Source organism: Rivularia sp. UHCC 0363, from assembly GCF_034931125.1.
Classification (GTDB): domain Bacteria; phylum Cyanobacteriota; class Cyanobacteriia; order Cyanobacteriales; family Nostocaceae; genus Rivularia.
This window is the reverse complement of the sequence record NZ_JAYGHM010000009.1, coordinates 18,768-36,708: the sequence shown is the minus strand read 5'-3', so window position 1 is coordinate 36,708 and position 17,941 is coordinate 18,768. Positions and strand designations below refer to the sequence as shown.

Genomic DNA, 17,941 nt, shown 5'->3' with positions numbered 1-17,941 from the left:
CTCCCTATCTCCCTATCCCCCCATCTCCCTATCCCCCTATCTCCCTATCTCCCCATCTCCCTATCTCCCCATCTCCCTATCCCCCCATTAATTCTTATGGAAACTTTAGATTATTTACTACCGCAGATATGGTTTGGAATTTTAGCATTATTTCTGTTTCTTTACGTAATGCTCGATGGCTTTGATTTGGGAGTTGGAATTTTATCCTTAACTTCCTCAAGTGAGGAACGTCGCGGTATTTTAATGACTAGCTTGAGTAATATTTGGGATGCTAACGAAACTTGGCTGGTTTTGATGGGTGGTAGTTTGTTCGGTGCATTTCCCTTAGCTTACGCGACAATTCTGAGCGCTCTTTATATCCCAATTTTTATTATGATTTTTGGGTTTATCTTTCGTGCAGTTGCTTTTGAATTCCGCGAAGAAGCCCAAAACAAATTCGTATGGAATCTGTCTTTTGCGATCGGAAGTTTTATGGCAGCATTAGGACAGGGATTTGCTTTAGGAGCAGTACTTGCGGGAATTAAAGTTGATCAAAAAGGACATTTTATTGGTACAACTTGGGACTGGTTAAATATCCCATCGGTATTAGTAGCTTTAACTTTAATTCAAGGTTATGTCTTAATTGGTTCCACTTACCTAGTTTGGAAAACCGATGGAGAATTGCAAGAAACTCACCGTAAAACTGCCAGACTTGCGGCTTTCACAACATTAATCGGAGCAATTTTAATTACAGGTGTTACCCCTTTCATTTACGAAACTGCTCGAATTCGCTTATTTTCTAAACCTTTAGTTTATATCTTTGCCTTAATACCTTTAATCGGAATTTTTCTAATATGGCAACTACTTAAAAGCCTAAATCAAAAAGCAGATAGAGCGCCATTTATTATCACAATACTGCTTTTTCTACTGACATTTATCGGATTAGCTTTAATAGTTTTTCCTTTCATTATCCCTACTCGAATTACTATTTATCAAGCCGCTGCTGACCCTAGTTCGCTAGTAATTATGATTATATTCATCGGTGCTTTAATCCCGATTATGTTGTTCTACAATATTTATTCCTATATCGTTTTTCGGGGTAAAGTTACTGGGGGTAGTTATCACGGATAATAGTTATTTAATTTTGGATTATATATTTGTACGTTAACGTAGTGCGAGCATCTTGCTCGCTAATAGAATTACAAATCATCCTTCACAGCCATCCAACCACCAACCCACAAACCTGTATAAAACCGCATCACTTTACCAAAACCAGCTTGCTGTAATAATTCCAAAACTCTGGTTTCCGCAATTGGATAAACACCTTTATCCATTGTTTCTAAAAGTTCTACCTTTTTCGCTTCTGGTATTTCCGTTTCTTCCCAAAACTTCTTTACTAAAGAAGTCATTTCTTGAAAATCATCGGTTCCTTTTTCACCAAATACATCAATTAATATCAAAGTACTAGATGATTTCATCCTGCGAGTAATACTTTGTAAAAAAGCCAATTTTCCTCCATCATCGGGGATAAAATGCATGACCAAAATACTTGTTGCTGCATCATAAATTGAACTGTCGGGTAAATCGTCGGTATATCCTGGAAATAATTTTACTTGCTCCGACAAACCATTCTGCTGTATTTTCTCTTGAGCAATCGTAAGCATCTTTTGAGAAGGATCAACACCTAAAATTTGCCACTGAGAATTACCCTTCCCAAATTTGATTAGCTCCATTCCCGTACCAGCACCAACGACTAATAAATTAGCTTCATCCGATAACTTTGCTCTCAAACAAGCCAAAGCCATTTGATGCATCGCTTCATAACCAGGTATGACTGACATTATCATCTCATCGTATTCAGTACCAGCGATCGCTGCATTCAGGTCAAAATCAATAGTTTGTTTAGTCATTCAATTTTGGATTTTAGATTTTAGATTAACTAGCCCACAATCAAGTCAATAACTTATTAATTTAAGATTTCATTATATTCTAGATTGGTTTCATGAATAAATTTGAGAGTTGATATCCTTTTTTTCATTTTTACAAAAAAAATCTTCAATCCAAAATCTAAAACAAAAGTATCCGTTGTTAAAATTTAAAATCTAAAATTCATGATTTATAACTGATTCTAAAGCTTTCAAAGCAGCTTGAATAATATCGTAATAAGGAGGCTGATAAATATCAACATTCTCAGCTTCTTCCCGATTTACTCCTAATAAACCAATATCGTATCCCGACTGAACTACTAACACTTTTTCTTCAGGACTTTTAATCCTTAATTCTGCTAAATCACCGTTTTGATAAATACCACAAATATACTGGCGATCGCCGTATGTAAATGTGGTTCTGACTGGTTTATTTTTATAAGTAAAATTTATTTTAGAATCGTTAGGAAATCTAACACCTAATAGTTCCAACTCAATATTAGTATTACCATTAAAATTATTCTCTTTCAGCTTATAAGCAATATCAACTAACGGTGGTAAAGGAAAATAATCACGCCATCGCCAAGCTATACCTTTAATTTTATACTGTTGTCCGTCGATAATTTGAGCAACAGTTAATTTAATGTGACCTTTCCCCACGATTTGCTGTTCAATTACTTTAACGCTGGGAGTCCAAAAAACTGGATTTGGATTATCGATTCCGCAGGGTTCTAAAGCGCTGATTTGTTGATAAAGTTCTCGGTCAATTTCATCGATATTAGCTAAAGCGTCAATTTTAAGTAAAGGTTTAAGGTGTTGCAATTCAAGGCATTGATTGGCAAATTCACTCAAACACTGACGCACTGTTTCCAGATTTTCTACTGGTAAAGAAAAGCCGCCAGCCGCTTTATGACCTCCGTATTTACCCAAGCTCTCGTCACAATATTGCAAGGCTTCAAACACGTTAAATTCGGGAATTCCCCTTGCCGAACCCCGAATATGCTTATCATCTTCGTTAGTGCCAATAAACACAGGAACACCATAACGTTCGACTAACCGGGAAGCAACAATCCCAATAACTCCATGATGCCAGTTTGGTTGAACAACAACTAATACTCGGTCATCTTTTAAAGAAGCGACATATTCGGTTTCTACAAGTTCTATAGCTTGTTTTTCAATTTGCTCGCACATTTCCCGACGACGTGCGTTAGTATCTTCGCACTGCATTGCGCGTTCGAGCGCTATTCCCATATCATCAGTAGTGAGTAACTCTATCACAATTTGCGGGTCGCCGATTCTACCGATCGCATTAATTCGCGGTCCCAACCGAAAACCAATATCATCAGGCTTAAGGGATTTTTGATTTTTGATTTTTGATTTTTGATTATTAGAATTATTAAATACTTGTGCGACTTCCTCCACTCCCTTGCTCCCCATCTCCCCATCTCCCTTACTCCCTAACGCTTGCACCCCAGCCATTTGAATCAACGCTTGTATACCCGCTATTTTCGATTTGGGTAACAATCGTAAACCGCGTTTTACCCAGGTACGGTTAACTCCTACTAAAGGAGCTAAATCTGCAATTGTTCCTAAAGCAAACAGTTCTAACATGGTGTCCGATATCTCTTCACTTCTACCTAGCTGTTGCGCTAAGGACATCGCCAAAATATAGGCTACACCGACACCAGCAACACCGCGATATACAGAAGTAGTGGGTAGCAATTTTGGATTTAAAATCGCATCTGCTGGGGGTAATTGCTGAGGAAGATCGTGATGGTCTGTAATAATTGTTTTTAATCCTAGTTCCTTGGCTCTAGCAATAGGTTCAAATGCGGAAATCCCATTATCTACTGTTAAAATTAAGCCTACACCTTCATCGTGAAACTCTTCAATAATCCGCTTATTGATACCGTAACCTTCATGCATTCGACTGGGAATAGCATAATCGACATCAGCACCAAAAGCCCGCAGACTCCGCAACAGTAAAGCGGTGCTAGTCATCCCATCAGCATCGTAATCCCCGCAAATAGCAATTTTTTCTTGAGAACTAATAGCATTTTGCAGCAACTCTACACTAATTGCTAAATCTGGGAATTCATCTAATGGTTCTGGTAAATTTAACGACTGCGGATGTAAAAATATTTGTGCGGTTTCGGGTGAATCAAAACCGCGATTGATTAACAACTGGTTAATTAAAGGTGACATATTAGTCACCATTCCTAATTTTTGCGCTAATTCTGGATTTTGAGGATAAATTTGCCAGCGTTGCTTAGGTAAACGTTGACCACGGGGGGATTTTGGTTTAAGTTCGTCTGGCATAATCAAAAATAGTTAGGAATTAAGCGAACCAAATTGCCATTTGTAGCATACCTTAAACAGCAAAAGATTCAAGGTTAAATAGTTTTATCTCTACTTTATTTGAGAAAGCGGAGAACGATTATGGGACTTAGCAAAAAGGCATATTTTGTTGTATGTAGGGTGCTGTGACACTTCGATTGATTGTAAACGAAAAATACTGCTTTTCATGTCACGCACCAAGCAGATCGAATATTTTTAATTTTGGGTTGCAGTGGATGCGATCGCTTGGACTCACATCAGTATGCAGGCGGTTATTTACGTATAAATTTTTATCTTTATCAAAAAAACTAAAATTTTATTTTCTCCTCACAAATAAAATCAGCATCCATACTGTAGCTATAAAGCATTATTAAATACCAATATTAGATAGAGGTAATAGCAGTTCCCATTTAAAAACTTTCTTTAATTATTGGGGTATATATGACGTTTAATGGTGTAGATAATAAATTAGACACGACCAAAAGCTTGACCATCTTTTCCGAAAAGCAAAAAGATTCGTTAGAGGCAAATATTAATATTAATGGTCGTAGTAGTAGCTATGGCAGCATTATTAATGACGCAGTGCAGGAAACACAAGTGTCATTACAAAAATTTGCTGCAAGTTCAGATTTTGACACTTCGATGAATACAGCCTTCGGTACAAGTTGGGATGCGAAGACTGTATCTAAGCTACAGCAAAGCTGGTTGAAAGGAAATTTTGGTGATTTACCCCAAATTAAAATATCTGGGGATTTAGATGTAATTGGTGCAAATGGTGCTTATGCAAGTAAGACTGACACTATCTATTTATCTCAAAGTTTTGTAGAGCAAAATGCCAGGAATATTGGTGGAATCAAAAGTGTTTTATTAGAAGAGATTGGACATTCGGTTGATTTTCGGATTAATCTTGTTGATGCTGCTGGGGATGAAGGTGATATTTTTCAACGAGTAGTTCAGGGGATTTCAATTTCAGCTAATGAACTAGTAAATTTAAGAAATGAAAATGATTTTACCTCTTTGGTAATTAATGGTAAGGAACTTTTGGTTGAGCAAAATACTTTTCAAGCTGCCATAAGTTCATCTCCCGCAGGAGGATTTACTAAGGAACGTGGAGGCTGGACTAACAATAATGATTTTCCTCGGATGTCAGCTGATGTAAATGGTGATGGGAAAGCCGATATTGTTGGTTTTGGCGGTGATTCAGTTTTTGTTTCTTTGGGCAATGGTAATGGTAGCTTCCAAAACGCAATTAGCTCATCTCCTGCTGGAGGAGGGTTTACTAAAAATCAAGGGGGTTGGGCTAATAATAATGATTTCCCTCGGATGTTGGCTGATGTAAATGGCGATGGGAAAGCCGATATTGTTGGTTTTGGTGAAGCTCAAGTTTACGTTTCTCTAAGTAATGGAAATGGTACATTTCAAGCTGCGACTGCTTCATCTCCAGGATTTACAAAGTCTTGGAGTTGGGCTAATAATAATGATTTCCCTCGGATGTTGGCTGATGTAAATGGCGATGGGAAAGCCGATATTGTTGGTTTTCATGAAACTCAAGTTTACGTTTCTCTGAGTAATGGAAATGGTACATTCCAGGCTGCGACTGCTTCATCTCCAGGGTTTACAAAGTCTTGGAGTTGGGCTAATAATAATGATTTCCCTCGGATGCTAGCTGATATAAATGGTGATGGGAAAGCTGATATTGTAGGTTTTCATGAAACTCAAGTTTATATTTCTCTGAGTAATGGAAATGGTACATTCCAAGCTGCAACTGCTTCATCTCCAGGGTTTACTAAAAATAACGGGGGTTGGACTAACAATAATGATTTCCCCCGGATGTTAGCTGATGTAAATGGTGATGGAAAAGGCGATATTGTTGGTTTTGGTGAAAGTCAGGTATTTGTTTCTCTGGGTAATGGTAATGGCACATTCCAAGCTGCAACCGCTTCATCTCCAGCAGGAGGAGGATTTACGAAAAATAATGGGGGTTGGACTAACAATAATGATTTTCCCCGGATGTTGGCTGATGTAAATGGCGATCGTAAAGCTGATATTGTTGCTTTTGGTGGTAGTCAAGTATTTACTTCTTTTGGAGGCATTAATCCCGTAGCACCGCCTTTGCTCACAACTCAGGAAGCACAATACTTTAGAGATCGTCCTCAGTTTTATATGCAGCAAGGAAATCCCTTTGCTAAAAGTGGATTAGGTTCTACCGTATTAGGTAATAACTCTTATGGAAGAGAGGGTAATTGTACTTGGTATGCATATGGTCGTTTAAAAGAATTAGGTTTTACACCAGAGGATATACTGTTACCACCTGGACAACAGAACGCGAAGCAATGGGGGGGAACTCTCAAAAATGGTGCAAGAATTTTAGGACGCAATGAAACTCCTCAAGTCGGTGATGTAGCTCAGTTTTTAGGCGGAGAATTTGGTCACGTTGCGATTGTTGAGAAAGTTGAAAATGGACGAGTATTTTTGTCCGAATCAAACTACACGACGGACAAAGATGGTGACAAAGATGGCAATCGTCATACTGCTGGAACATTACACTGGATTGAGAACTATGCTGTAGGTAGTGTCAGTAGATATATTCGTCTAGCAAAACGCTAGGACACTAAACTTTATGATTTTGAGAAACTTGGTTCTACCTCAAGTAATTTAGCAAATGCATTAGAAGTTAATCGATCGCACTCTTTTCCCAAACGCGATCGCTTTTTTCTCGCAAATTAACGTAGGGGTTTAGCATTGCTAAACCCCTACAACGTTCGCAACGTTCGCAACGTTCGCAAAATTCACAACATTCGCAACGTTCGCAACGTTCGCAACATTCGCAACATTCGCAACATTCACAACGTTCGCAACGTTCGCAAAATTCACAACATTCACAACATTCACAACATTTGCAACATTCACAATGTTCACAACATTCACGACGTTTTCAACATTCACAACGTTCTCAACGTTCGCAACATTCACAATGTTTGTAATGTTCGCAACGTTCGCAAGATTTACAATATCTTTCAATAATAGTTGAAATATTAACCATATCAATAATATCAGCAACATAAAAAATATATAAAATTTATGAAAATATCTAAAATAACATCCAAATAATTCCTCGCTTTAAAATGTCCTATAATCCAAAAATTCATCATCGTCGCTCTATTCGATTAAAAAGTTACGACTATACCCAAGAGGGTGCATATTTCATCACTATTTGTACCAAAAATAAACAATGTATCTTTGGTGATATCAAGCAAGGGGAAATAAAACTAAATTCACTGGGAATGATTGCTTATAATTGCTGGCAAGAAATTCCTCAACATTTTCCACATATAAAACTAGATATATTTGTAATTATGCCTAATCACATTCATGGCATATTATGGATTAATCAAACAATTTCAAAAGAGGATAAGCCAAGACAATATGGAAAAATGGTAGCTGGCTCAATTCCTTGTGTGATTAGGTCTTATAAAAGTGCAGTCACCAGACAGATTAACCAAATTTGCAATCAAAAAAGTATATCTCCAGTATGGCAAAGAAATTTTTATGAAAATATCAATAGGAATGAAGAATCTTTAGAATCAATTAGAAAATATATTCTTAATAATCCTTTAAATTGGGAAAATGATTCTGAAAATCCTGGTCAGATTTCTTTACAGGAAGGATTTTTATTAGATATACCTTTTTAGTAGTAGATAAAAACGTTGTAGGGGTTTAGCAGTAGGGGTTTAGCAGTAGGGGTTTAGCAGTAGGGGTTTAGCAGTAGGGGTTTAGCAATGCTAAACCCCTACAGGTTGGGACGCGATCGCATTTTTTCTCCAGATATTACCACTGTGTTGAAGTGTGAATGCTATTGTGTGTTTGTAGATAAAGCGCGATATTCCGCAAGAGTCGCAGGTGCGATCGCTATACTAGAAGCATAAATCTTACCTACGAACCGTAATGACAATCAAAGAATTGCTGTTGCAGGAAATTTATAATACCCCAAACGAACTGCACGACGTAAGTTGTTCACATTTCTGTGGTTTTGATTGAAAGTGCGATCGCGAAGCGCTGACTTGTCAGTTCGCATGATTGTAATTATGCTACAGCTACAGTGCGAGCGCGTTTCTGATTGCGTTAGGCTATAATTCAGTATTCTTGAAGGAAAGCAGATGAACTGGAAGCTTGACGAAGCCCAACAAAAACTCTCTCTTGTGATTGATGCGGTTACCTCAGAACCCCAATTAATCTTCAAACAAGATGAATTAGTTGCTGCGATCGTAGAACCTAAACTTTTTCAAGAATTTCTAGTTTGGTATCAGCAGCAAAAAACCCCTTCTCTGGCAGATGCTTTTACCGAACTACGTCAACTGTGTGCAGAAGAGGATTATATTTTAGATATTCCTGCACGACAAGGGGAACGACACAACCCACTTGCCGAAGAATAGCATGAGTATTCTCTGTGATACTAATATTATCAGCGAGCTAGCTCGTCCAATTCCAAACCCAGGAGTCCTTACCTGGAGTGCAAGCATCTCATCAATTTTTCTCAGCGCTATTACACTGGAAGAAATTTGCTATGGTTTGTCAGCAAAACCTAACTCCAGAATTCAAACATGGTTTGAGAATTTTCTGCCTATTTACTCTCAGGTAATTCCCATCAGTTTAGAAACTGTTAAATATGCGGGTGAGTTGAGAGGATACTTGAAAACTCAAGGTAAACCTCGCACTCAGGCTGATATTTTAATTGCTGCAACAGCCAAAATCCACCAGCTAACACTGATAACAAGAAATACAAAGGACTTTGAGGGATGTGATATTTCTATACTTAACCCTTTTACTTAAAGAGTTTACGGTAAGCTTATGCGATGTAAGTGGTTCGCCTTTTGTAATTATGCAGAGCGCGATCGCTATACTAGAAGCATAAATCTTACCTACGAACCGTAATGACGATTAAAGAATTGCTGTTGTCAAAGAAGATGTTGTTTCAATTCTTCATGTTCGTCATAGTAGCCAATCTTATTTAGGCGAAGAATCTGAGTAATTAGCATTCTTTCCCCAAACGCGATCGCATTTCTGTGGTTTTGATTGAAAGTGCGATCGCATTCCCAATGTCATATTTGATGGAGTGCGATGCTCCGGAGGAGTCGCTAATTGATCGCATTTCTGTATTTGTGGATGAAGTGCGATCGCCTTTCTGTATATTTTCTACTACAAGACGATTGTTGGATGTGAGATAACCTGAGTGCGGAAATCGCAAACAACTAACTGGTACGACCAATTGGAAGATGCAATCTCCTCACTACAAAAATTTCCTAATCGCTGTACCATCGCACCATAATCCGCAACAATTGGTCGTGAAATTCGGCCAATATCGGTTGGAAAACAAAGGAAATATCGAGTACATCCTCTAACCTCTAATTACCACTCCCGACTTTTTCACTCAACACCGTATCTCGTAACTTCCCAATCAAATCGTTAATTCCATCCGCATTCAAACGATAGCTTAAAGGATGAGCAATCAACATCGCGGTACTTTCATATAAAGTTGCGATTTCCACCAAACCGTTTTCCTTAATAGTTTTTCCCGTGGAAACAATATCAACGATCGCTTCCGACATTCCCGTAATCGGTCCCAATTCTACAGAACCAGATAGCGGGATAATTTCTACAGAAAAATCTAAACTTTGAAAATAATCGCGAGCGCAATTGACGTATTTCGATGCAACTCTACAATCTGCGGGTAAATCCAAAGGTGATTTATAAGAACTGTTCGCTTTTACGGCTACCGACATCCGACAATAACCGAATCCCAGATCCACTAAACGTGCAACTTGCGGCTTTTTCTCTTGCAACACGTCTTCACCAACAATACCCAATTGAGCCTGTCCGTATTCTACATAAACGGGTACATCCTGCGCTCTGACCTTAAGTCCTCTAACCTTCCCGCTAGCATCCAACATTTGCAATTGACGATTTTCTTCAGTTAAAAAAGCACTAAAATCCAAACCCACAGATTTTAGTAAGCGGACGCTGTGTTTGAGAAGTTCACCTTTTGGCAATGCGACAGTTAACATAACAATTTTGGATTTTAGATTTTGGATTTTGGATTGAAGAGTTAAGAGTTAAGAGTTAATAATAGAAATCTCTCCTTGTCTCTCATCTTCCTCCTCTTTATTTTTAACTTACCATTTATTTAGTATTAGATATATTTGTTAGTCCAAAACAAATAATCTGTTATTAAAATTCAAAATCTCAAATCCAAAATCCAGAAGATGCGAATATTGATAGTTGACGACGAAACCGAACTCACCAACCCCTTAACTCGCTTATTAACCCGCGAAGGTTATAGTGTTGATGCAGCTTTTGACGGTACAGTAGGCAGTGAACTTGTACAAAAAGGTGATTACGATTTACTTATTTTAGACTGGATGCTACCGGGAAAAACTGGTTTGGAAATTTGTCAGCAGCTACGACAGCAAGGTGTAACTACACCCGTATTATTTCTCACCGCAAAAGATACTTTGGACGACCGAGTACAAGGTTTAGATGCAGGTGCCGATGATTACTTAGTCAAACCTTTTGAATTACGGGAATTACTAGCAAGAGTCCGGGCTTTATTGCGACGTGTGAATGTGGAAGAATCCGCTAATCAAAGTAAAAGAATTATTGTAGAAAATTTAGAATTAGATACTCAAAATCAAATAGCTTATCGTCAAGGAAGAATAATTGAATTGTCAGAAAAGGAAAGTCAACTATTGCAATATTTGATGGAAAAGACTGGTCAACTGCTGACTCACGCGCAAATTATGCAGCATTTGTGGGAAGAAGACGAACAACCCAGCAGTAATGTGATTGCTGCATTAGTTCGTCTGTTGCGAAGAAAGATTGAGGTTAATGATGAAACGCAATTAATTCACAGCGTTTACGGTAAAGGTTATCGGTTTGGGGTTGGTGAGATGTAATTTTTACAGCAACATCTTCCATTAATAAAGGCTCAAAAACAAATTATCAGCCAGATGCAGGTTTTTTTTAAACGCAGAGGCACGCTGAGGTAAACGCAAAGAAACGCAGGGTAAACGGGTAAATTTCAGAGTTTCGGTGAGTATAAAACCCGATTAATCTGCTGCTGCATTTCTTCTCTCAATTCCTGCGCTTTTTGATAAAATTCCCGTCTATTTTTACTATCATTAATCTCAAATAAAGGCTGAATAAAATAACGTAATTTACTTTTTCCAGCCCAAACTCCCATACTGGGAAAAAGCGCAAACCAAGGAATCAAAGGTGAAGCTGCTAAGAAAGGTAAACCAAATATTTTTTGCAACCAGCTAATATTTAAAGTGTAAGGATGTAGCTTTTCGTTACCAATACAAATAACGGGTAAAATCGGAACTTGATATTTTTGACTCAACTTAATAAAGCTAATATCAAACTTTTGTAACTGATAGCGTTTGAACCAACCTTTACTAGGTCCTCTTAAACCTTCTGGTGCGTATAATAAAATCTTTTGTTGCTGAATTGCAGCTTCAAAATCATCATATTTTGCTTTCACACCACCTAATACCTGTGACCATCCCGATGGAAGCCACCAAGTTATCCAAGGATGTTCAAATAAATCAACTCCAGCTAACGGATATACGGCCCATCCTTGCTGTTTACTTAATAAATATCCTAAAGTTAAAATATCCCACGGAAAACTCATTCCCGCATGATTCATTGCGACAATCATTGAGCCATGTTGCGGTAAATTTTCAATTTGTTGCAATTCACCACGAAAGTAATATTTAATAATCGGTTGTAAAACTTCTTCCCGAAAAGCAATTTGATAATTCGGGTTAAATTCGGTTACTTGACTGCGTGGAAAACGACAACCTAAACGCAACCAACGTATCAATAAAGCTAAATAAAATCCCAAAGGAATCAAAAATAAAATATATTCCAACCAATTCCACCCGTCCGGGTCATCATGATAATGTTGCCAGTGACGGTTAAATAAAATTAGCCAGCCAGGAGGATACCATAAACAAAACCAATCAAACCAGCCCAACTTAAATTCTTCAACTGATTTTTCTTGAAGTTGGTTCAAAAGGTTTTGGGAATGTCGATCAATCGCAGCCATTTAAATCTTTTTTTATCTGGGTTAATTAAATCCTAGCCGCATTCTAAGGTAATTGACCTCATGCTGCGGACATAGCGGACATAAAGTAATCTTATTTGAACTAATGTGGAAAAGCGTTCACGTTCACAAAGTGTGCGCTCCGCGCATAGCGTGTCCGTAGGACATAGGCATTATGTCGCGTCTTTAAACGGGAATTTATACATAATTCCGAATGTTTAATTATTGATACACTAAAGGTGTAGAATTCTGTGTTCATTATGTCAGAAGATCGGGCTTTAGTTCTGACCAAAGAAGATGAGCTAAACCAACTTTTTCCCTGTCAGCCAATTCTCACTAGTCAAAACACCGGGTGGGATGGGGTTTCTTTCAGGTATATGTGTCAACCTGCATCTGAAACTCCCGAAGTCTCTACTCCTCTCGCGCACAGTGTTACTATTTTTACTCATAATGACTACGTGATTCACGCCGATAGAAAGTTAGATGGACGTTTTCAACGTGACTCAGTAGTTGGTGGAGATATGGTAATTTCTCCTGCAAATGTTGGTCAAAAGTGTGCTTGGGATGCAGAAGGAGATTTTATTATCTTAGGTATTGAAACTAAAGCTTTTGCTCGTGCTATTGACGATTCGAGACAACCAGAACAAGTTCAATTAATACCACATTTTGCCACACCAGACCCGTTGGTTTTACAACTTGGACTCGCGATTAAAAATGTTTTAGAAAATTATCCATCGGCAAGTCGTTTGTATGCAGAAACAATGGTAAATGCTCTCACCGTACATTTATTACAACATTATTCTGCGCGAAAACCGAATATTAAAGAATATGTAAATGGTTTATCCAAACGTCAGTTAAATCAAATTGTTGAATATATCAGAAATAATTTAGATCGAGATTTAGGTTTAAATGAATTAGCAAATTTGCTGCATATGAGTCCCCATTATTTTTGTCATCTATTTAAGCAGTCCGTAGGAATGACACCCCATCAATATGTAATTAAAACTCGCGTCGATCGCGCTCAAGAATTATTACTCGCGGGATATAGTATTGCTCAAGTTGCTTTTATGGTTGGTTTTGCCAATCAAAGTCATCTCAATCGACATTTTAAAAAGTTGATTGGTGTAACTCCGGGGAAATTTGGTAAATAATTGATAGTATCTCTTTATTAATTCATCTATTTTGTCAATGTAATTTCAGTTACAAATTATTGTTTTTCAAAGTAATCATCAACACTTTCAAAATCCTCAGTTTTTATCTGTGATTTATTAATAATATATTAAATTTTTTTTGCGGCTGTAAATAAATCGATAAATCATTTAGAATCATTTTGGGCGTGCAAAATAAATATGAGGTTTCCGCTTTCAAGCAAACAGATGAAAAGATAACGCAACTAGGTTCTTTTTGTCGTTGATAACGTTAAAGCAGCGAAACTCTATTTTATCTAGCCCTATGGCGATACAACATAAGGTGATGACCTTAAAACAAAAAATACTATATTTATTGTGAGAAAACCCAATGTTATCACTAAAACATGGGTACCAGTCAACAATTTCCGATAGAACAGACAAGGTAAATTGTCCGCAACAAAAGGTAATGTGATTCACCGTAAAACAGGATTTATTCTTCAAGCTCCAAAACCCTGTTTTATAGCCAAAGAAAGCGCAAACGTCACATAACTTAGGCATTTTTACGTCTAAAAGAACTGCAAATTATGGCAATTATGAGGTAACTTCATGCTTAATTTTAATTCAGATAGCGCATTAGGATTAACATCCTATCAACTAAACAGTGCTTCCGTTCCAACAGCAATTTCAGGAAGCCAACAAGCATTATTCCCCGAATCGTCTCAGCTATTTGTGAAACAAACATCATCATTTGATTTAATCGGTGGTGGTGAAGGAGACGATATGCTCGACGGTGGTACTGATAAAAATTGGTTAGCAGGTGCAGCAGGAAACGATATTCTGATTGATAGCGATGGTGGTGACTTAATGATCGGAGGAGAGGGTGCCGATCGCTTCTGGATTAATAGTTGGGATAATCTAAGCACACCAAGCACTATATTAGACTTCAATGTTGGTATGGATACGATCAAGATTAGCGGCTCAGATGTGAGTTTTGACTCCCTAACATTCGAGGAATTAGAGGGTAAAACTACTATTTACGAACAGGGAAACCCTCTAGCAACATTAATTGGTGTCGATAAAGATAGTTTGACATCTGAGAATTTTAGTTTCGGTGATACATCGCAGAACAACTCAAATCAATTCCAAACAATCGACACTGATATTGGAGCAATAAAAGCTAATAGTGAAGACACACTCAACAGTAATGTTGATGTTCCCAACTTTAACTTTCCAAATATCGAACAGTTTTTCTCAAGCTATATCTCTAATATTTTGGGAAATACGACCCTCCAAGACCTTTTAACTTTCATGGGTGGGGAAACAACTTCTGATTCATCATCATCGACTTCGAGTTACAGCAATACCGGGGATATTACTGCTAGCTTAATGGAACAACAAGCTACTGGAAAACCCTTTGCACAAGTTATGCAAGAAACTACAATCGAACCGTCAGCATCGGATGATAAGTATTTCCGCATCCCGGAAAAAAGAGATGGGAATCGTATACCCGGTCATAATATATATGAATTCGATGGACTAAGTAGTGTCGGATAAATTAGATGGAATTGTTGATTGTCTGAAACACTTGTAGTGCGAGCATCTAGCTTATTACCAGCAGGGAGCGAGACGCTTCCACTACGAATTTCTTACCCTTTTTAATCAACTTATCCCCAAAATCTACAAAAAATCGGTCGAATCTACAAGACAAAGACAAATGCGATCGCCATATTAGGAAGTAAAAGCAGTTAATGGTACTTCCTCATGGCAAGAATTGAAACCAAAACCGAACCGATGACGATTAATTTCGGTCCCCAACATCCTTCGATGCATGGCTGTTTCCGAATCATTGTTACTCTTGACGGGGAAGACGTAATCGATTGCGAACCCGTTTTAGGATATCTGCATCGGGGAATGGAAAAAATCGCCGAAAATCGCACGAATATCATGTACGTTCCCTATGTCAGTCGTTGGGATTACTACGGGGGGATGTTCAACGAAGCGGTGACGGTGAATGCTGTGGAGAAATTAGCCGATATCCAAATTCCCAAACGCGCTAGCTATATTCGAGTCATCATGCTGGAATTAGCGCGGATTGTCAATCATTTGCTGTGGTTGGGCCCTTACATCATGGATATGGGAGCGCAAACTCCGTTTTTCTACACGCTTCGAGACAGAGAAATGATTCTCGATTTGTATGAAGCTGCGACGGGATACCGTATGGTGAACCACAACTATTTTCGTATTGGTGGTGTTGCTGTTGACTTACCTTATGGTTGGGTGAGTAAATGTCAGGAATTTTGCGATTATTTCTTACCTAAGATAGATGAATACGAACGATTAATTACTAACAATCCGATATTTCGTCGTCGGGTTGAAGGAATAGGAGTTCTCACTCGTGAAGAAGCGATTAATTGGGGTATTTCCGGTCCGATGTTGCGGGCTTCTGGAGTAAAGTGGGATTTACGCAAGGTTGACCATTATGAATGTTACGACGATTTTGACTGGGAAGTAAAGTGGGACAAAAACGGCGATTGTTTAGCTCGTTACGCGGTACGTATAGGGGAAATGCGCGAGTCTGTAAGCATTCTTAAACAAGCGATTCAAGGTTTACCCGGTGGTGCTTATGAGAACTTGGAAGCGAAACGCATGGTAGAAGGTAAAAAGTCTGAATGGAATGATTTTGATTACCAATATATTGCCAAAAAGGTTGCACCGACATTTAAGATTCCTCAAGGGGAACATTATGTCCGTATCGAATCCGGTAGAGGAGAATTAGGCATTTACTTAGTTGGTAATGATAACATCTTTCCTTGGCGCTGGAAAATTCGTCCTGCTGATTTTAATAATTTACAAGTTTTACCGCAATTAATTAAAGGTGTAAAAGTCGCAGATATTTTTGTGATTTTAGGAAGTATTGATGTCGTGATGGGTTCTGTTGATCGGTAGGTTAAAGGTTAAAGATTATAAATTTATAACTCATAACTCCTAACTCCTAACTCTTAACTCCTCACTCTTAACTTTTAATCAACTCACCTATTCTTTTCAAAATACCGACAACAATATATAATTCATTTTCTCGACGTTGGATGGTGAATAAATCGGAAAATCCATACTGTGGTGTTGGTTGCATCACTAATTTGATAAAGCGGAATTCACTTCCGTTGGTCACAAATCCGTAAGCTGTAAGTTCTGGTGTGGGAGTTGCAATCATGTACGCTAATGCTTGAGATATAGCGTTTTTCAAGGAAAACCCTGCTTCTTTCGATTCTACTACCGCTACCCAAAGTTTATCTTGTAGCACCAAGACATCAATTCTTCCCCGTACTAATTCCCCTTCTGCTTCCAAAGCGATTTGTACGGAAACTTCCGCAGGTATTCTAAATGGTGGGCTGTAAAATCCCGCTATCGATAATAAAGGTGATAAAACAACTAATTTGACAACTTCCTCTGTCGTTGGATATTCACTTAAATACAAGAAATTTTTCTTAATTTGGTCAAGTTGTTGTTTTTCTAATTCAGTTAATTCTGGTGAATTATCTTGCCATTCTCTGAAAAAAGAATCATCTTGGTTTTCCTGTAAGCCAAATTTTGTTTTAACTTCGTGTAATGTTAAATCGCTTATTTGAATTGTTTGTACCATATATCTTATTTCAACAATTGATACTTCTAATTGGTCAATTTTAACTTAAAACTTTTAATTATTGAATTTACGGCAGTTAAACTCAAGTTAATTTCTAAAAACTAACCTACTATACTGACAGGAGTTAGTAACGGTTAAATCGAAACGTTTGAAAATGTCGCGATCGCCTAAACTAAAATAAACCCTTTATTTTACTAACTATGGTTCAGTCTCCTAAGTGCTTAACACTAGAAGAATTTCTTGCACTCCCCGAAGGTGATGTTACTTACGAGTATGTCAATGGTGCAGCTGTTCCTAAATATAAAGACGATCAAATGTCTCCCAAATTTTTTCATGGCTCGACCACTGGTGCATTATTTATATTATTCTCTACATGGACACAAGAAAAAGGACGGATTGTAATTGAATGGGCAATAAAATTAAAGATTGAAAATAAGAACTGGATGCCTGTACCAGATTTGACCTATATTTCTTATAACCGGCTTCCTGCTGATTGGTTAAAAGACGAACCCTGTCCGGTTCCTCCTGAATTAGTTGTGGAAATTATCTCACCGGGTCAAACTTTTGGTGAAATGACCGAAAAAGCTGCTGATTACATCAAAGCTGGTGTTTCTCGTGTTTGGGTTGTAGATACAAAAGCCAAAACTATTACTATATTTGCACCTGGTTGTGTTCCTAACACCTATCGAGACAATTTAATAATTAGCGATGAACTGCTACCGGGTTTGGAAATTACCCCCAAGGAAGTATTTCAACGCGCTGGTTTGGTTAGTTAATTTTAAGAAGCGGTTATATAGTAGTGCGAGCGTCTCGCTCGCTGATTGCTTCT

The 17,941-nt window shown here is 37.9% G+C and carries 19 protein-coding genes; 11 read left to right on the top strand and 8 right to left on the bottom strand.

The window, feature by feature from the left end:
- The first annotated feature begins 96 nt into the window (after positions 1-96).
- Positions 97-1,110, top strand: a complete 1,014-nt coding sequence (cydB, locus tag VB797_RS07400; RefSeq protein WP_323237027.1) for a cytochrome d ubiquinol oxidase subunit II — start codon at positions 97-99, stop codon at positions 1,108-1,110.
- 68 nt (positions 1,111-1,178) lie between these two features.
- Here the strand turns inward: cydB and VB797_RS07395 are convergent, their stop codons facing one another.
- Both VB797_RS07395 and VB797_RS07390 read right to left on the bottom strand, forming a co-directional pair.
- Positions 1,179-1,889, bottom strand: coding sequence for a class I SAM-dependent methyltransferase (locus tag VB797_RS07395; RefSeq protein WP_323237026.1), 711 nt, complete (start codon positions 1,887-1,889; stop codon positions 1,179-1,181).
- A gap of 192 nt (positions 1,890-2,081) precedes the next feature.
- Positions 2,082-4,223, bottom strand: a complete 2,142-nt coding sequence (locus VB797_RS07390; protein ID WP_323237025.1) for a single-stranded-DNA-specific exonuclease RecJ — start codon at positions 4,221-4,223, stop codon at positions 2,082-2,084.
- 459 nt (positions 4,224-4,682) lie between these two features.
- On the opposite strand from VB797_RS07390, the gene VB797_RS07385 reads away from it, so the two are divergent.
- Positions 4,683-6,848, top strand: a complete 2,166-nt coding sequence (locus VB797_RS07385; protein ID WP_323237024.1) for an FG-GAP-like repeat-containing protein — start codon at positions 4,683-4,685, stop codon at positions 6,846-6,848.
- Between the two features lie 138 nt (positions 6,849-6,986).
- On the opposite strand, the gene VB797_RS07380 is transcribed toward VB797_RS07385, so the two are convergent.
- Positions 6,987-7,304, bottom strand: a complete 318-nt coding sequence (locus VB797_RS07380; RefSeq protein ID WP_323237023.1) for a hypothetical protein — start codon at positions 7,302-7,304, stop codon at positions 6,987-6,989.
- A 62-nt stretch (positions 7,305-7,366) separates the two neighbouring features.
- On the opposite strand from VB797_RS07380, the gene VB797_RS07375 reads away from it, so the two are divergent.
- Positions 7,367-7,933 carry a transposase gene (locus tag VB797_RS07375; protein ID WP_323237022.1) on the top strand — a complete coding sequence of 189 codons (567 nt, stop codon included), beginning with the start codon at positions 7,367-7,369 and terminating at the stop codon, positions 7,931-7,933.
- An 87-nt stretch (positions 7,934-8,020) separates the two neighbouring features.
- On the top strand, positions 8,021-8,167 hold the full coding sequence (locus VB797_RS07370; RefSeq protein ID WP_323237021.1) for a hypothetical protein: 147 nt from the start codon (positions 8,021-8,023) through the stop codon (positions 8,165-8,167).
- 26 nt (positions 8,168-8,193) lie between these two features.
- Here VB797_RS07370 and VB797_RS07365 read toward each other — a convergent pair whose 3' ends face one another.
- Positions 8,194-8,316, bottom strand: coding sequence for a hypothetical protein (locus VB797_RS07365; protein WP_323237020.1), 123 nt, complete (start codon positions 8,314-8,316; stop codon positions 8,194-8,196).
- 82 nt (positions 8,317-8,398) lie between these two features.
- Between VB797_RS07365 and VB797_RS07360 the strand changes: the two genes are divergently transcribed.
- Together VB797_RS07360 and VB797_RS07355 are read left to right on the top strand one after the other, a co-directional pair.
- Positions 8,399-8,674, top strand: a complete 276-nt coding sequence (locus VB797_RS07360; protein ID WP_323237019.1) for a prevent-host-death protein — start codon at positions 8,399-8,401, stop codon at positions 8,672-8,674.
- Between the two features lies 1 nt (position 8,675).
- The gene (locus tag VB797_RS07355) at positions 8,676-9,071 is read left to right on the top strand and encodes a type II toxin-antitoxin system VapC family toxin (protein WP_323237018.1); all 396 of its coding nucleotides are present in this window, start codon (positions 8,676-8,678) and stop codon (positions 9,069-9,071) included.
- 199 nt (positions 9,072-9,270) lie between these two features.
- On the opposite strand, the gene VB797_RS07350 is transcribed toward VB797_RS07355, so the two are convergent.
- The gene (locus tag VB797_RS07350) at positions 9,271-9,486 is read right to left on the bottom strand and encodes a hypothetical protein (protein WP_323237017.1); all 216 of its coding nucleotides are present in this window, start codon (positions 9,484-9,486) and stop codon (positions 9,271-9,273) included.
- A gap of 157 nt (positions 9,487-9,643) precedes the next feature.
- A complete protein-coding gene (gene hisG, locus VB797_RS07345; protein ID WP_323237016.1) occupies positions 9,644-10,303 on the bottom strand; it encodes an ATP phosphoribosyltransferase in 660 nt (219 codons plus the stop codon).
- A 198-nt stretch (positions 10,304-10,501) separates the two neighbouring features.
- Between hisG and rppA the strand changes: the two genes are divergently transcribed.
- Positions 10,502-11,191, top strand: a complete 690-nt coding sequence (gene rppA / locus VB797_RS07340; protein ID WP_323237015.1) for a two-component system response regulator RppA — start codon at positions 10,502-10,504, stop codon at positions 11,189-11,191.
- Between the two features lie 125 nt (positions 11,192-11,316).
- Here the strand turns inward: rppA and VB797_RS07335 are convergent, their stop codons facing one another.
- A complete protein-coding gene (locus VB797_RS07335; RefSeq protein ID WP_323237014.1) occupies positions 11,317-12,345 on the bottom strand; it encodes a 1-acyl-sn-glycerol-3-phosphate acyltransferase in 1,029 nt (342 codons plus the stop codon).
- A 257-nt stretch (positions 12,346-12,602) separates the two neighbouring features.
- Here VB797_RS07335 and VB797_RS07330 point away from each other — a divergent pair, with 257 nt between their 5' ends.
- From VB797_RS07330 to VB797_RS07320, 3 genes are all read left to right on the top strand, one after another.
- Entirely contained in the window at positions 12,603-13,493 is an 891-nt protein-coding gene (locus VB797_RS07330) for an AraC family transcriptional regulator (RefSeq protein WP_323237013.1), read from the top strand.
- Between the two features lie 585 nt (positions 13,494-14,078).
- The gene (locus tag VB797_RS07325) at positions 14,079-15,026 is read left to right on the top strand and encodes a hypothetical protein (protein WP_323237012.1); all 948 of its coding nucleotides are present in this window, start codon (positions 14,079-14,081) and stop codon (positions 15,024-15,026) included.
- 207 nt (positions 15,027-15,233) lie between these two features.
- The gene (locus VB797_RS07320; RefSeq protein WP_323237011.1) at positions 15,234-16,418 is read left to right on the top strand and encodes an NAD(P)H-quinone oxidoreductase subunit H; all 1,185 of its coding nucleotides are present in this window, start codon (positions 15,234-15,236) and stop codon (positions 16,416-16,418) included.
- Between the two features lie 67 nt (positions 16,419-16,485).
- Here VB797_RS07320 and VB797_RS07315 read toward each other — a convergent pair whose 3' ends face one another.
- Positions 16,486-17,112 carry a type I restriction endonuclease gene (locus tag VB797_RS07315; protein ID WP_323237010.1) on the bottom strand — a complete coding sequence of 209 codons (627 nt, stop codon included), beginning with the start codon at positions 17,110-17,112 and terminating at the stop codon, positions 16,486-16,488.
- Positions 17,113-17,312: 200 nt separating this feature from the next.
- On the opposite strand from VB797_RS07315, the gene VB797_RS07310 reads away from it, so the two are divergent.
- Positions 17,313-17,888 carry a Uma2 family endonuclease gene (locus VB797_RS07310; RefSeq protein WP_323237009.1) on the top strand — a complete coding sequence of 192 codons (576 nt, stop codon included), beginning with the start codon at positions 17,313-17,315 and terminating at the stop codon, positions 17,886-17,888.
- The last annotated feature ends 53 nt before the right edge of the window (positions 17,889-17,941 follow it).

What these genes read in the sequence shown, in the direction of transcription:
- VB797_RS07370 (WP_323237021.1), top strand. Translation starts at nt 8,021, where the DNA reads ATGCTAAACCCCTACAGGTTGGGACGCGATCGCATTTTTTCTCCAGAT.
- rppA (WP_323237015.1), top strand. Translation starts at nt 10,502, where the DNA reads ATGCGAATATTGATAGTTGACGACGAAACCGAACTCACCAACCCCTTA.
- VB797_RS07330 (WP_323237013.1), top strand. Translation starts at nt 12,603, where the DNA reads ATGTCAGAAGATCGGGCTTTAGTTCTGACCAAAGAAGATGAGCTAAAC.
- VB797_RS07395 (WP_323237026.1), bottom strand. Translation starts at nt 1,889, where the DNA reads ATGACTAAACAAACTATTGATTTTGACCTGAATGCAGCGATCGCTGGT.
- VB797_RS07380 (WP_323237023.1), bottom strand. Translation starts at nt 7,304, where the DNA reads ATGTTGCTGATATTATTGATATGGTTAATATTTCAACTATTATTGAAA.
- VB797_RS07375 (WP_323237022.1), top strand. Translation starts at nt 7,367, where the DNA reads ATGTCCTATAATCCAAAAATTCATCATCGTCGCTCTATTCGATTAAAA.
- VB797_RS07365 (WP_323237020.1), bottom strand. Translation starts at nt 8,316, where the DNA reads ATGCGAACTGACAAGTCAGCGCTTCGCGATCGCACTTTCAATCAAAAC.
- VB797_RS07310 (WP_323237009.1), top strand. Translation starts at nt 17,313, where the DNA reads ATGGTTCAGTCTCCTAAGTGCTTAACACTAGAAGAATTTCTTGCACTC.
- VB797_RS07320 (WP_323237011.1), top strand. Translation starts at nt 15,234, where the DNA reads ATGGCAAGAATTGAAACCAAAACCGAACCGATGACGATTAATTTCGGT.
- VB797_RS07355 (WP_323237018.1), top strand. Translation starts at nt 8,676, where the DNA reads ATGAGTATTCTCTGTGATACTAATATTATCAGCGAGCTAGCTCGTCCA.
- cydB (WP_323237027.1), top strand. Translation starts at nt 97, where the DNA reads ATGGAAACTTTAGATTATTTACTACCGCAGATATGGTTTGGAATTTTA.
- VB797_RS07315 (WP_323237010.1), bottom strand. Translation starts at nt 17,112, where the DNA reads ATGGTACAAACAATTCAAATAAGCGATTTAACATTACACGAAGTTAAA.
- hisG (WP_323237016.1), bottom strand. Translation starts at nt 10,303, where the DNA reads ATGTTAACTGTCGCATTGCCAAAAGGTGAACTTCTCAAACACAGCGTC.
- VB797_RS07325 (WP_323237012.1), top strand. Translation starts at nt 14,079, where the DNA reads ATGCTTAATTTTAATTCAGATAGCGCATTAGGATTAACATCCTATCAA.
- VB797_RS07385 (WP_323237024.1), top strand. Translation starts at nt 4,683, where the DNA reads ATGACGTTTAATGGTGTAGATAATAAATTAGACACGACCAAAAGCTTG.
- VB797_RS07390 (WP_323237025.1), bottom strand. Translation starts at nt 4,223, where the DNA reads ATGCCAGACGAACTTAAACCAAAATCCCCCCGTGGTCAACGTTTACCT.
- VB797_RS07335 (WP_323237014.1), bottom strand. Translation starts at nt 12,345, where the DNA reads ATGGCTGCGATTGATCGACATTCCCAAAACCTTTTGAACCAACTTCAA.
- VB797_RS07360 (WP_323237019.1), top strand. Translation starts at nt 8,399, where the DNA reads ATGAACTGGAAGCTTGACGAAGCCCAACAAAAACTCTCTCTTGTGATT.